The following is a 12,318-nucleotide window of genomic DNA, read 5'->3' as shown; positions in this document are numbered from 1 at the left end:
CGCCTACGCCGCCTTCGCCGTCACGATCCAGATCGCGCCCTGGAGCGCCACGCTCTGACCCTTCAGGAACGGCGCGAGCGTCTCGCGGATCGAGGCTTTTGCCGCGGCATAGGTCTCCGGCGGATGCCCTTGCAGCGCGCGGCTCGCCGGGCCGATCTGGAGCGAGCCTTCGACCGCGGCATCGAGCCCGCCGCCAATCGCGACGTCCATCGCGAGATTGTGCGGCTCCATCGCGACGTCGACGAAGCCCGCGCCTTTCAGGATGCGCGTCACGCGCTCTTCGGAGGCGAAGGCGAACGGGCCCGGCTCCTCCGGCCCGACCGGCGGCATCTTGGGAACGTGCTTGTAGACCGCCATAAGCGGCGCCATCATCCACGGATTTTCCTTCGGCTCGCGCCAGCAGGCAAACGCCAACCGTCCCGTCGGCTTCAGCGCGCGGCGGAGATTGGTGAAAGACGCGATGGGATCGGCGAAGAACATCACGCCGAACCGCGAGGCCAGCAGGTCAAAGCTCGCCGGCTCGAACGGATGCACCGTCGCATCGGCCAGCACGAAATCGAGCGGCAGGCCTTTTGGCGCAAACGCGCGCGCCTGCGACAGCATCGGCTCGGAGACGTCGAGCCCGAGCGCAAAGCCATCAGGCGCGACAGCCTTCGCGAACGCGAACGTCGTCGCACCGGAGCCACAGCCGATGTCGAGGACGCGCTCGCCCGGCTTCGGCCTGGCGCGGGCGATCAGCACGTCGGCAAGGGGTCCCAGCAGGCTCTCCTGCGCCGCATGGCGATCGGCCCAGCGCTGCCCGCTGGGGCCATTCCAGTAGGCGATCTGATCGGCGTTCTGCTCGTGTCCGCTTGGTTGTTGCATCAGGGCCTCTGTGGCTCGGTATCGCCCGCCTGCGCCTATCGGCTTCGGCGCGGCAGCCTTCGTTCGCTTCGCGCCAATAACGTGTGAGGCTGGCTCGCCGAGCCGAAGCTCGCGAAGCGAGCAAAGGCTGGTGGGCGGTGAGAGATTCGAACTCCCGACCCTCTCGGTGTAAACGAGATGCTCTAACCAGCTGAGCTAACCGCCCCTCGCCGCTTCTTTATCCCTACCGGCCCCGAACGGGCAAGCGCGGAACGCCAATTCCAGGGCCTCAATCCTGTGGCCGGCCCGGCAGCAGCGGCACCGCGTCGATCCACACCGCCGCCGACTGGCACCAGATCTGCCTGACGGGCCGCAATTTGTCGCGCTGGCGGATGCTGCCCCAGCGGATGCCCCAATCGTCCTCCTGGTCGCCGTCGCCGCTCGTGAACAGCGGGGAACCGCAGTCGGCGCAAAAGTGCTGGAAGCGCATCCGGCCGTTGTCGCCGCGCTTGCCGTAGATCCTGGGCGTGCCGGCAGTCAGGCGGACTTCGGCGCCCGAACAGACGGCCGTCACCCGGAAGGGCGAGCCGGTCAGTGTCTGGCAATCGGTGCAGTGGCAGACCGACACCGTCTCCGGGTCGATCTCGGCTTCAAAGGTAATCTCGCCGCAATGGCATTGCCCGTCGATGTGCATTGTCGTCATCCGCTGCCCAAAACAAAATGCCCCACAAAAAAACGGCGCCCGAAGGCGCCGTTTTATCATCTTTTTCGAGCTGCGATCTCAGTGAGCGGTCAGGCCGCCGGCGGCTTCGTCGCCGTCCGGCTTCACCGTCACCTTGGTGTCCTCTTCCCAGACGATCGGCACTGGCTTCTTGACCAGCGCCTTGGCGACGACGTCGTCGAGGCGCGAGACCGGGATGATCTCCATGCCGCCCTTGATCGCATCGGAAATCTCCGTGAGATCCTTGGCGTTGTCCTCAGGAATCAGCACCGTCTTGATGCCGCCGCGGGCAGCAGCCAGCAGCTTCTCCTTCAGGCCGCCGATCGGCAGCACGCGGCCGCGCAGCGTGATTTCGCCGGTCATCGCGACATCGTGGCGGACCGGGATGCCGGTCATGACCGAGATGATCGCGGTGGCCATCGCCACGCCCGCCGACGGACCGTCCTTCGGCGTCGCGCCTTCCGGCACGTGCACGTGGATGTCGCGCCGGTCGAACAGCGGCGGCTCGATGCCGTAGACGATCGCGCGCGAGCGGACATAGGACGCCGCCGCCGAGATCGATTCCTTCATCACGTCACGCAGATTGCCCGTGACCGTCATCTTGCCCTTGCCGGGCATCATGACGCCTTCGATCGTCAGCAACTCGCCGCCGACATCGGTCCAGGCAAGGCCGGTGACGATGCCGACCTGCGGCTCGCTCTCGATCTCACCGTAGCGGTACTTCGGCACGCCCAGAAGCTCTTCGAGAGTCTTCTCGGTGATCTTGACCGACTTCTTCTTGGAGATCATCAGCTCCTTCACCGCCTTGCGGGCGAGTGTGGAGAGCTCACGCTCCAAATTGCGCACGCCCGCTTCGCGGGTGTAGCGGCGGATCAGAAGCAGCAGCGCGTCGTCGTCGATCGAGAACTCCTTGGAGTCCAGGCCGTGCTTGGACACCGCGGTCGGGATCAAGTGCTTGCGCGCGATCTCGACCTTCTCGTTCTCGGTGTAGCCCGCGATCCGGATGATCTCCATGCGGTCCATCAGTGGTCCCGGAATATTGAGCGTATTCGCGGTCGTGATGAACATCACGTTGGACAGATCGTAGTCGACCTCGAGATAGTGGTCGTTGAAGGTCGCGTTCTGCTCGGGGTCGAGGACCTCGAGCAGCGCCGAGGACGGATCGCCGCGGAAATCGGCGCCCATCTTGTCGATCTCGTCCAGCAGGAACAGCGGATTGGACGACTTCGCCTTCCGCATCGACTGGATGATCTTGCCGGGCATCGAGCCGATATAGGTGCGGCGGTGCCCGCGGATCTCGGCCTCGTCGCGCACGCCACCGAGCGAGACGCGCACGAATTCGCGCCCCGTCGCCTTCGCGATCGACTTGCCGAGCGAGGTCTTGCCGACGCCGGGAGGGCCGACGAGGCACAGGATCGGGCCCGTCAGCTTGTTGGCGCGCGACTGTACGGCGAGATACTCGACGATGCGGTCCTTGACCTTCTCCAGCCCGTAGTGATCCGCATCCAGAACCGCCTGCGCGGCTTCCAGATCCTTCTTCACCTTGGACTTCTTGTTCCACGGAATCGACAGCAGCCAATCCAGATAGTTGCGCACGACGGTCGCTTCCGCGGACATCGGCGACATCTGGCGCAGCTTCTTCAATTCATGCTGCGCCTTCTCGCGCGCTTCCTTGGAGAGCTTGGTCTTGGAGATCTTCTCTTCGAGATCGGCGAGCTCGTCGCGACCGTCGTCGTCGCCGAGCTCCTTCTGGATCGCCTTCATCTGCTCGTTGAGATAGTACTCGCGCTGGGTCTTCTCCATCTGGCGCTTGACGCGCGAGCGGATGCGCTTCTCGACCTGGAGCACCGAGATCTCGCTCTCCATCAGGCCCAGCACCTTCTCCAGGCGCTGCGTGACCGACAGCGTCTCCAGGATGCCCTGGCGATCCGCGATCTTGACGGCGAGATGCGAGGCGACGGTGTCGGCGAGCTTGGCAAAATCGGTGATCGCCTGCACGACGCCGACGACCTCGGCCGAGATCTTCTTGTTGAGCTTCACGTAGCTCTCGAAGTCGGACACGACGGAGCGCGCCATGGCCTCCGCCTCGACCGACTTCGCATCGGTATCGGCGAGCGCAATCGCGGTCGCTTCGTAATAGTCGGCGCGATCGGTGTACTTCTGCACGCGCGCCCGCTCGAGCCCTTCGACCAGCACCTTCACAGTGCCGTCGGGAAGCTTCAAGAGCTGGAGCACGCTGGCAAGCGTACCGGTCTCGTAAATGGAATCGGGTGCCGGATCATCGTCGGACGCGTTCTTCTGGGTCGCGAGCATGATCAGCGCGTCGTTCTTCATCACCTCTTCGAGCGCGCGGATCGACTTCTCGCGGCCGACGAAGAGCGGAACGATCATGTGCGGGAAGACGACGATGTCGCGCAGGGGCAGCACGGGATAGGCGTGCGTTTCGCCATGGACGATGGTTGGCCTGGGTTTTGGATTGGTCATGGCCTTTTCCTTTTGCTTTGCCCCCTTGCACGCAGCCCGCCATGCTCATGCGCAACCGCCACAAGGTGCCGAGGTGACCCGCAATACCGATCGGTCCTTTTGAGGTTGGACCGGCTTGCCGAATCGGAACTGAGGCGAATCTTGAAGAGAATTTTTACTCGCCGCCGACATTAGGTGGCTATCGACCCGGGGGGTGTCAAGTCATTGAAAGACGCGCGCCATCAGGCGCTTACGCACGCAAATAAGCGACGCAACACCGGCTGCGGAGATACTTTCCGCAGCCCCTGCTTGAGGAGACGATTGGAGCGTTCCAGCGCCGAAATCAGGCGCTGGCGTTCTCGACGGCGCGATCGGACCGATCGGCGTAGATGTAGAGCGGACGCGCCGTTCCTTCCACGACTTCGCGGGAAATCACGACTTCTTCCACACCTTCGAGGCCCGGCAGGTCGAACATGGTCTCGAGCAGGATCGCCTCGAGGATTGAACGCAGCCCCCGCGCACCGGTCTTGCGCTCGATCGCCCTGCGGGCAACCGCGCCAAGCGCCTCGTCGGCGAAGGTCAGCTCGATGTTCTCCATCTCGAACAGCCGCTGGTACTGCTTCACCAGCGCGTTCTTCGGCTCGACCAGGATCTTCTTGAGCGAAGCCTCGTCCAGATCCTCCAGCGTCGCCACGACGGGCAGACGGCCGACGAATTCCGGGATCAGGCCGTACTTCAGGAGATCCTCAGGCTCGACATGACGGAAGATTTCGCCGGTGCGGCGGTCTTCCGGTGCGAGCACCTGAGCGGCGAAACCGATCGAGGTCGAACGTCCGCGTGCCGAGATGATCTTTTCGAGGCCCGAGAACGCACCACCGCAGATGAACAGGATATTGGTGGTGTCCACCTGCAGGAACTCCTGCTGCGGATGCTTGCGGCCGCCCTGCGGCGGGACCGAAGCCACCGTGCCTTCCATGATCTTGAGCAGCGCCTGCTGCACGCCCTCACCCGACACGTCGCGCGTGATCGAAGGATTGTCGGACTTGCGGCTGATCTTGTCGATTTCGTCGATGTAGACGATGCCGCGCTGGGCACGCTCGACATTGTAGTCGGCGGCCTGGAGCAGCTTCAGGATGATGTTCTCGACGTCCTCGCCGACATAGCCGGCTTCGGTCAGCGTCGTCGCATCCGCCATCGTGAACGGCACGTCCAGGATGCGGGCGAGCGTCTGCGCGAGCAGGGTCTTGCCCGAGCCGGTCGGACCGATCAGCAGGATGTTCGACTTCGCAAGCTCGACGTCGTTGTGCTTGGTCTGGTGGTTGAGGCGCTTGTAGTGATTGTGCACCGCGACCGAGAGGACCTTCTTCGCATGGTTCTGGCCGATCACGTAATCGTCCAGCACCTTGCAGATTTCCTTCGGCGTCGGAATCCCGTCGCGCGACTTCACCAGCGAGGATTTGTTCTCCTCGCGAATGATGTCCATGCAGAGCTCAACGCACTCGTCGCAAATGAAGACCGTGGGACCCGCGATCAGTTTGCGCACTTCGTGCTGGCTCTTGCCGCAGAACGAGCAATACAGCGTGTTCTTGGAGTCGCTCGTGCCGACCTTACTCATTCATGTCTCCGTCCGCGGTTCGATCCCGTCCGCTCGATCGCCCTATTCCGGCACGACAGCCGGTACAGTCCTTCAAATAGAGCAAATTCCGTACCAAAAAAGACCCTACGCGTTACATGCCGTGCAGAATCGCGGTCATTCGATTCCCCGCGATCATAGCCGATCAGTCATAGCGAACCATGCTGGCACCCGACTATCAAGAATTCGCTAATCGGGGGTCGCCGGCTACCCGTGACAATACCGTGATTTCCGGTCTTGGCACGGGCGAAGTGATCGAAATCACCCCGGCGTTGCTGGATTGCCACGAAAAACAAGCACGAAAGCGGAACTTTCTGCCTGTCGCAGGGCGCAAAAGTGCGTTTTGCGACGCGCGCACGTGTCCTTAACGTGAACGCTCCCTGATGGTGCCCGCGGTCCCAGAGGGATTGCCGGCACAGTAGTGCTACGGGGTCTTCGGCGACGCGGTTTCCTCGGCGCGCTTGTCGATCACCCTGTCGACCAGGCCGAACTCCTTGGCGTCGCTCGCGGTCAGGAACTTGTCGCGTTCCAGCGCGTCCTCGATCGCCTTGTAGGTCTGGCCGGTGTGCTTCACGTAGATCTCGTTGAGCCGCTTCTTCAGGTTCAGGATTTCCTGGGCGTGCAGCATGATGTCGGTGGCCTGGCCCTGGAAGCCGCCGGAGGGCTGATGCACCATGATGCGCGCGTTCGGCAGCGAGAAGCGCATGTCCTTCTCGCCGGCGCAGAGCAGCAGCGAGCCCATCGAGGCGGCCTGGCCGGTGCACAGCGTCGAGACCGGCGGACGAATGAACTGCATGGTGTCGTAGATCGCGAGGCCCGACGTCACCACGCCGCCCGGCGAGTTGATGTACATCGAGATTTCCTTCTTCGGATTTTCCGCCTCAAGGAACAACAGCTGCGCGACGATCAGCGTCGACATGCCGTCCTCGACCGGCCCGGTCAGGAAGATGATGCGCTCTTTCAGAAGGCGCGAGAAAATGTCGTAGGCGCGCTCGCCACGGTTGGTCTGCTCGACCACCATGGGCACGAGGTTCATGTAGGTTTCAACCGGATCGCGCATGAGTCACCTAGGGTTTTGAAGAGGCGGACATCGCCAGGCCCGGCTGCCAGTCGGGGCTGGATCTGCCGGAAGGCCGATGGACGTCCCGTGATGCAGGAACTTGGCAGAAGAACTTGGTAGAGGCACTTGGCAGAAGCAGAGGGCGTAGCGACAGATATAGCCCAATTCGCGCCTGACAAGTGCGGAGCGAATTAAGGCTTAATCCGTGAGGCAGTTGAAGCTGATTCGTACAAAGAGGCCCAGCCGGCCACCTGGCTAGCTCGACCTCTTCGCTGATCATCCTTAATGCAAGGCTATCCTGGAGGCTCTCCTAAAGGCTCTTCTGGAGCCCTCAGGCCGCGGTCTTTTCCGCCTCGTCGTCCTTGTAGAGATCGTCGCGCGAGACCTTCTTCTCGGTCACCTTGGCAAGCTCGAGGATGAAGTCGACGACCTTGTCCTCATAGATCGGTGCACGAAGCTGGGCCAACGCTTGGGCGTTGCTGCGGTAATAGTCCCAGACCTCCTTCTCGCGGCCCGGCATCGAGCGCGCCCGCTCGATCACGGCGCGGCCGACCTCGTCATCGGTCACGGAGATCTTGTTCTTCTCGCCGATCTCCGAGAGCACGAGGCCGAGCCGCACGCGACGATCGGCGATCTTGCGGTACTCTTCCTTGGCGGCGTCTTCAGTGGTGTCTTCGTCGGCGAAGGTCTTGCCGGCGGAGTCCATCTCGGCCTTCACCGAGTTCCACATCAGATTGAACTCCTCGTCGACCAGCGAGGGCGGAGCCTCGAAGCGATGGGCCTCGTCGAGGCGGTCGAGCAGCGCGCGCTTGACGCGCTGGCGGGTCGCGGTCGCGAACTCGGCCACCAGCCGCTCGCGCGCCGCTTCCTTCAGCTTGTCCAGCGATTCCAGGCCGAGCGTCTTCGCGAACTCGTCGTCGATCGCGAGATCCTGCGGCGCCTCGATCAGCGTCGCGGTGGTCTCGAACTCGGCCGGCTGGCCGGCAAGCTTGTCGTTCATGTAGTTCTTGGGGAACGCCACCTTCAGCGTGCGGGTCTCGTTGGCGGCGATGCCGATGAGCTGCTCTTCGAAGCCGGGGATGAAGGTGTTGGATCCGATCACCACCTGGATGCCCTCGCCGGCGCCGCCTTCGAAGGCTTCGCCGTTGATGGTGCCCTTAAAGGCGACGGTGACGCGATCACCCGATTCGGCCTTGGCGCCCTCGCCCTTCGCGGCATAGCCACGGTTCGAATCGGCGATGCGCTTGATCGCCTCGTCGACGTCGGCGTCGGTGACTTCGGCCACGGGCTTTTCGACCTCGAAGGTCTTGAAGTCGGCGAGCGCAATCGACGGCACCACCTCGATCGCAACCGTGTAGGTCAGATCGGTTTTGCCGTTGAGCAGCTCCTCGACCTCGGCCTGCTCGGTCGGCATGGTGATCTTCGGTTCGGTCGCCAGGCGGAAGCCGCGCTCGGAGAACAGCTGAGTGTTGGTGTCGCGGATGGTCTGGTCGATGGTCTCGGCCATCACCGAGCGGCCATAGACCTTCTTGAGGTGCGTGACCGGCACCTTGCCGGGACGGAAGCCGTTGATGCGAACCTTGTCCTTGAGGTCGACGAGCTTGGCACCGGCCTTGGCGTCGAGATCAGACGCGGGAACGCTGATCTTAAACTCGCGCTTCAAACCTTCCGAGAGGGTTTCTGTGACCTGCATGGTGTCCAATCTTCTTCTCGTTCGGTCCCGGCGCGCATGCGTCGGGACGCTGTCATTAATCGATCCGGCGCGAGGCGAACGCCTCAACGCCGGTGGTTCATCGGACCGACTTCCGGCGGACAAACATCCGCGCGGGAGCAGATCGCGTAATCCGTGCAAACGCTGAAAGCGCTTGGTGCGGGCGGAGGGACTCGAACCCCCACAACTTTCGTCACTGGAACCTAAATCCAGCGCGTCTACCAGTTCCGCCACGCCCGCGTAAATTTGCATCAAGACCGGCCGCGATGCCGCGGGCGGCGGGCTTATAGCATGTGCCCGCCTGTTCGCAGCAAAAAAATGGCCCGATAGAGGCAGGCTTCACCTAGGCACGACGGCTGGACTTATCCAGCACGGCGTGGTCCGGATCGGCCCATGAAAACGCGGATCTTCGACCTGACGAGGCGCGAGGTTTTGGCCGGATTTGGCGCCTCTGCGGCCGGGCTGACGGCGGGCGGCGCAGTCCCGGCCGTGACCGCCCAACTCGCGCTTCAGGCAAGGCCGGCAACGCTGGCTCTGAGGTCGGGGCAGCCGGCTACAGCCATCTGGGAGCTGGCCGCCGTCAGCCATCTCGGGGATGTCCGCCTCAAACGTGGCGACCGCTGCGAGGTGGTCTTCCGCAACGACCTGCCTGTGCCGCTTGCACCAGTTTGGTACGGCCTCAATGGCCCGGCCGCGGCCGACCCGCTTCGGGGTCGCGCACCGACGGCCCCGGACGCGACGGAAACATCAATCATTTCAGTGCCAACCGCGGGAACCCTGTTGGCCGACTTCCGGCTGTTCGAGGACGGCCTGAAGCAGCCCGCGCGCCCCCTTCCGATCATCGCCACCGAGACCAACACGGTCGCCGCCGATCGCGACGTGGTCCTCTTGATCGAGGAGTGGCGGCTGCGGCCGGATGGGACCGCACTTGCCCCGGGCCGGGAGCCGAAGGACACATCCCCGCTCTATACAATCAACGGAACGACTTCATTCGAACTCTCAGCTTCAGCAAATGAGCGGCTGCGGCTGCGCTTTATCAACGGCTCGCAACGTTCTGTTCTGGCGATCAAATTGGAAAGTCACGAGGTCCACGTGGTGGCCTTGGACGGACAGCCGGCTGAGCCGTTCCCGGCTCGCAACGGCGCGCTGGTGCTGGCTCCCGGCGCACGCGCCGACGCCTTCGTGGATGCGGCCACATCGGCCCCATTCCTGCTGCATGACGGCAAGGAGGCGCGCCAGGTCGGCCGCCTGATGGTCTCCGGCCAGCTTGAGCGGCGTGCGCCGCCGTTGCCGCTCTTGCCACTCCCTCCGAATGACCTGCCCGACCGGCTCGATCTGAGGGGCGCCCTGCGATTCGATGTCGCTCTCGGGGCAGCCGACGCCGGGTGGGTACGGGCCGCAAATTTCTCGACGTCCTCCGCCCCCGCCTTTCGCACCAAGGCCGGCCGCACCGTCGTGTTGGCCCTCAAGAACCCCGCCTCCGTCGCAACCGTCTTCCATCTCCACGGCCACCATTTCCGCCTGCTCGACAAGCTCGACGACGGCTGGAAGCCCTATTGGCTCGACACGCTCGCGATCGAACCCGGCCAGACCCAGCGCATCGCATTCGCTGCGGCCTCTCCCGGGCGGTGGCTGATCGAATCCGTCGTCACCGACTGGGCCGCGCCGCGGCTGGTGCGCTGGTACGGGGTGGAGTGAGCTATCGGCCACGCGTCCAAAGATAGCGAGCGTCCGGTTCTTTCTCCTCGTTTCGGGTCCCGTTGGTCTGCTCGATCAGCGTGAACCCGCGCGCTTCATAGAAGCGGCGCGCCAACGCGTTGCGCTGGAAGGTCCAGAGCTCCAGCTGTTCGCTGGCCTGCTTGGCGATATCGAGGAGTTCGGTGCCGACGCCGCGCCCTTGAACAGCAGGAAGCACGTAAAGCTGCTCGACCCAGCCGTCACGGACAGCGATGATTCCGCTCAGTACATCGGCATCGAAGCGTCCCCACACGCGGCACGTCGCCAAGACATGCTCGCGGTAGAACCAGCGGTCCTCATCCGGCGTATGCAGCCCAGCAAGCCAGGGCATCGCATGGTCGAATGCAGCCCGGTGAACCTGCGCCGCCGCGCCCATATCGGTGAGCGCGAGCGGCCTGAGCATTAGTACTCGATCCCCAGCGCATGATAGATCCGTCGGTGCACGGCGGGCAGCGTCTCGGTGAGATCCTCCGCGATCAGGCCCGGCCCCGCCTCGCTCGCCGCTTCGCCATGCATCCACACCGCGATGCTGGCGGCTTCGAACGCCGGGACGCCCTGCGCAAGGAGGCCTGCGATGATGCCGGCGAGGACGTCGCCGGCACCCGCGGTGGCGAGCCAGGGCGGAGCGTTGGCGGCGATAGTGGCGCGGCCGTCGGGCGCGGCAATCGTGGTGTCGGCGCCCTTCAGCAGCACGACCGCGCCGGAGCGCTCGGCGGCGGCGCGCACGCGCTCGATCTTCGAGCGCCCCGGATGTTTATTGCTGAGGTCGGAGAACAGCCGCGGGAACTCGCCCTCGTGCGGCGTCAGCACCACCGCCTTGTCCTGCGACGTCTTGATCGATTCGAACAGGCGCTCGGGATTGGCGGCAAAGCTCGTCAGCGCATCCGCGTCGAGCACCAGGCGCCGCTGGGAGGTAAGCGCCGTGTGGACGAGATCGCAGGTGCGCTCGCCGACGCCCGCGCCAGGGCCGATGATGCAGGTGTTGTAGCGCTTGTCGCCGAGCAGCTCGCCGAACTCGATGGCGGTATCGACGGGGTGAACCATCACCGCGGTGAGCGCAGCCGCATTGATCGCCAGCGCATCACGCGGCGTGGCCAGAGTCACCAGGCCCGCGCCGGCGCGCAGCGCCCGCGCGCGGCGAGCCGCGCCGCACCGGTCGCCGCCGCATCGCCCGAGACCGCCAGCACATGACCTCGCGCGTATTTATGGCCGTCGATGCGCGGCACCGGAAAGGCCGAGCCCCAGAAGTCCGGATCGTTCTCAAAAATCCGCGGCGCGATCTCGTCCAGCACCTGCGCCTCGATGCCGATGTCGGCGACGCGGACGTGACCGCAATGCATGCGCCCCGGCAGCAGCAGATGCGCCGGCTTCTTGCGAAAGAAGGTGACGGTCTCGGCGGCGTTCACGGCCACGCCCAGCACGGCCGCGCTGGTGCCGTTGATGCCGCTCGGCAGGTCGACCGCGAGCACCGGCGCACCATTGGCGTTGATCGCCTCGATCATCTCACGCGCCTCGCCCTCGACGGGACGGCTGAGGCCCGCGCCGAACAGCGCATCGATGATCAGCGCCGGTCGCCCGATCGCCTGCGGGTTGAACGGGAGCACCGGGTGTTTCCAACCCCGCGCCGCCGAGGCCGCGTCGCCCTGGAGCTGGTCCCGCTCGCACATCAGGATCACCGAGACCTCGCGGCCTTGCGCGGCGAGCTCGGCGGCTGCGACAAAACCGTCCCCGCCGTTGTTGCCCGGGCCGGCCACGATCAGGATCGGCCCCTGCTCCACCAGTGCGTTCGCGGCCTCGGCGACCGCCTGGCCGGCGCTGAGCATCAGCTTGAATCCGGGGGTGCCTGCTGCAATGCTGAGCTGGTCGGCGCGCTGCATTTCGGCGTTGGTCAGAACTTCCATGCCACTTCCCTGTCCAAAAGCCTTTTCAACAGGCACGTTCCGCACCGGGCTATCCGGCGGAACAACGGTCTGCACAAATATTCAACCGTTTGCCTATTTCGTAGTCTGCGGTATTTTGTGCGGGTCGGCGCCACCTATCAGAGCTGCACGTTAAAAGGCTGATAACGCTCCAATAATCAGGGCATTTGCAACTTGGCATAGACCCTGCTTTCGCGGAAGTCGCTTCGGTTCGTCGTGCTCACTGGCATT

8 protein-coding genes, 2 tRNA genes and 1 pseudogene are annotated in these 12,318 nt (G+C 64.3%); 1 reads left to right on the top strand and 10 read right to left on the bottom strand.

Annotated elements, in window-relative coordinates; genetic code table 11:
• Window positions 1-3: 3 nt before the first annotated feature.
• The 8 genes from AB3L03_RS35845 to AB3L03_RS35810 form a co-directional block, all read right to left on the bottom strand.
• Window positions 4-864, bottom strand: a complete 861-nt coding sequence (locus AB3L03_RS35845; RefSeq protein ID WP_204511357.1) for a class I SAM-dependent methyltransferase — start codon at window positions 862-864, stop codon at window positions 4-6.
• Between the two features lie 128 nt (window positions 865-992).
• A tRNA-Val gene (locus AB3L03_RS35840) sits at window positions 993-1,069 on the bottom strand.
• 63 nt (window positions 1,070-1,132) lie between these two features.
• Window positions 1,133-1,537: a GFA family protein gene (locus AB3L03_RS35835; RefSeq protein ID WP_018455108.1), complete on the bottom strand. Its 405-nt coding sequence runs from the start codon at window positions 1,535-1,537 to the stop codon at window positions 1,133-1,135.
• An 87-nt stretch (window positions 1,538-1,624) separates the two neighbouring features.
• Window positions 1,625-4,048, bottom strand: coding sequence for an endopeptidase La (gene lon, locus AB3L03_RS35830; protein WP_018455109.1), 2,424 nt, complete (start codon window positions 4,046-4,048; stop codon window positions 1,625-1,627).
• Window positions 4,049-4,370: 322 nt separating this feature from the next.
• Complete coding sequence (clpX, locus tag AB3L03_RS35825) at window positions 4,371-5,642, bottom strand: ATP-dependent Clp protease ATP-binding subunit ClpX (RefSeq protein ID WP_007603503.1); 1,272 nt, start codon at window positions 5,640-5,642, stop codon at window positions 4,371-4,373.
• Window positions 5,643-6,084: 442 nt separating this feature from the next.
• Window positions 6,085-6,720 (bottom strand): ATP-dependent Clp protease proteolytic subunit, encoded by a 636-nt coding sequence (locus AB3L03_RS35820; RefSeq protein ID WP_007611005.1) that lies wholly within the window; start codon window positions 6,718-6,720, stop codon window positions 6,085-6,087.
• Window positions 6,721-7,051: 331 nt separating this feature from the next.
• Window positions 7,052-8,413 carry a trigger factor gene (gene tig / locus AB3L03_RS35815; RefSeq protein WP_085362115.1) on the bottom strand — a complete coding sequence of 454 codons (1,362 nt, stop codon included), beginning with the start codon at window positions 8,411-8,413 and terminating at the stop codon, window positions 7,052-7,054.
• A 173-nt stretch (window positions 8,414-8,586) separates the two neighbouring features.
• Window positions 8,587-8,671 (bottom strand) — tRNA-Leu (locus AB3L03_RS35810).
• 153 nt (window positions 8,672-8,824) lie between these two features.
• Here AB3L03_RS35810 and AB3L03_RS35805 point away from each other — a divergent pair.
• Complete coding sequence (locus AB3L03_RS35805; protein ID WP_368507973.1) at window positions 8,825-10,129, top strand: multicopper oxidase family protein; 1,305 nt, start codon at window positions 8,825-8,827, stop codon at window positions 10,127-10,129.
• Between the two features lies 1 nt (window position 10,130).
• On the opposite strand, the gene AB3L03_RS35800 is transcribed toward AB3L03_RS35805, so the two are convergent.
• Entirely contained in the window at window positions 10,131-10,571 is a 441-nt protein-coding gene (locus tag AB3L03_RS35800; RefSeq protein WP_204511359.1) for a GNAT family N-acetyltransferase, read from the bottom strand.
• A pseudogene (locus AB3L03_RS35795) lies at window positions 10,571-12,069 on the bottom strand (NAD(P)H-hydrate dehydratase). The gene AB3L03_RS35800 and the pseudogene AB3L03_RS35795 overlap by 1 nt, the downstream one beginning before the upstream one ends.
• Window positions 12,070-12,318: the final 249 nt, after the last annotated feature.

It is taken from the genome of Bradyrhizobium lupini (genome assembly GCF_040939785.1).
Taxonomy (GTDB): domain Bacteria; phylum Pseudomonadota; class Alphaproteobacteria; order Rhizobiales; family Xanthobacteraceae; genus Bradyrhizobium; species Bradyrhizobium canariense_D.
The sequence above is the reverse complement of the archived record's forward strand: the minus strand, read 5'-3'. Positions and strand labels throughout refer to the sequence as shown.

Coding starts and splice junctions, on each gene's coding strand:
- AB3L03_RS35845 (WP_204511357.1), bottom strand. CDS start 864: ATGCAACAACCAAGCGGACACGAGCAGAACGCCGATCAGATCGCCTAC.
- AB3L03_RS35835 (WP_018455108.1), bottom strand. CDS start 1,537: ATGCACATCGACGGGCAATGCCATTGCGGCGAGATTACCTTTGAAGCC.
- lon (WP_018455109.1), bottom strand. CDS start 4,048: ATGACCAATCCAAAACCCAGGCCAACCATCGTCCATGGCGAAACGCAC.
- clpX (WP_007603503.1), bottom strand. CDS start 5,642: ATGAGTAAGGTCGGCACGAGCGACTCCAAGAACACGCTGTATTGCTCG.
- AB3L03_RS35820 (WP_007611005.1), bottom strand. CDS start 6,720: ATGCGCGATCCGGTTGAAACCTACATGAACCTCGTGCCCATGGTGGTC.
- tig (WP_085362115.1), bottom strand. CDS start 8,413: ATGCAGGTCACAGAAACCCTCTCGGAAGGTTTGAAGCGCGAGTTTAAG.
- AB3L03_RS35805 (WP_368507973.1), top strand. CDS start 8,825: ATGAAAACGCGGATCTTCGACCTGACGAGGCGCGAGGTTTTGGCCGGA.
- AB3L03_RS35800 (WP_204511359.1), bottom strand. CDS start 10,571: ATGCTCAGGCCGCTCGCGCTCACCGATATGGGCGCGGCGGCGCAGGTT.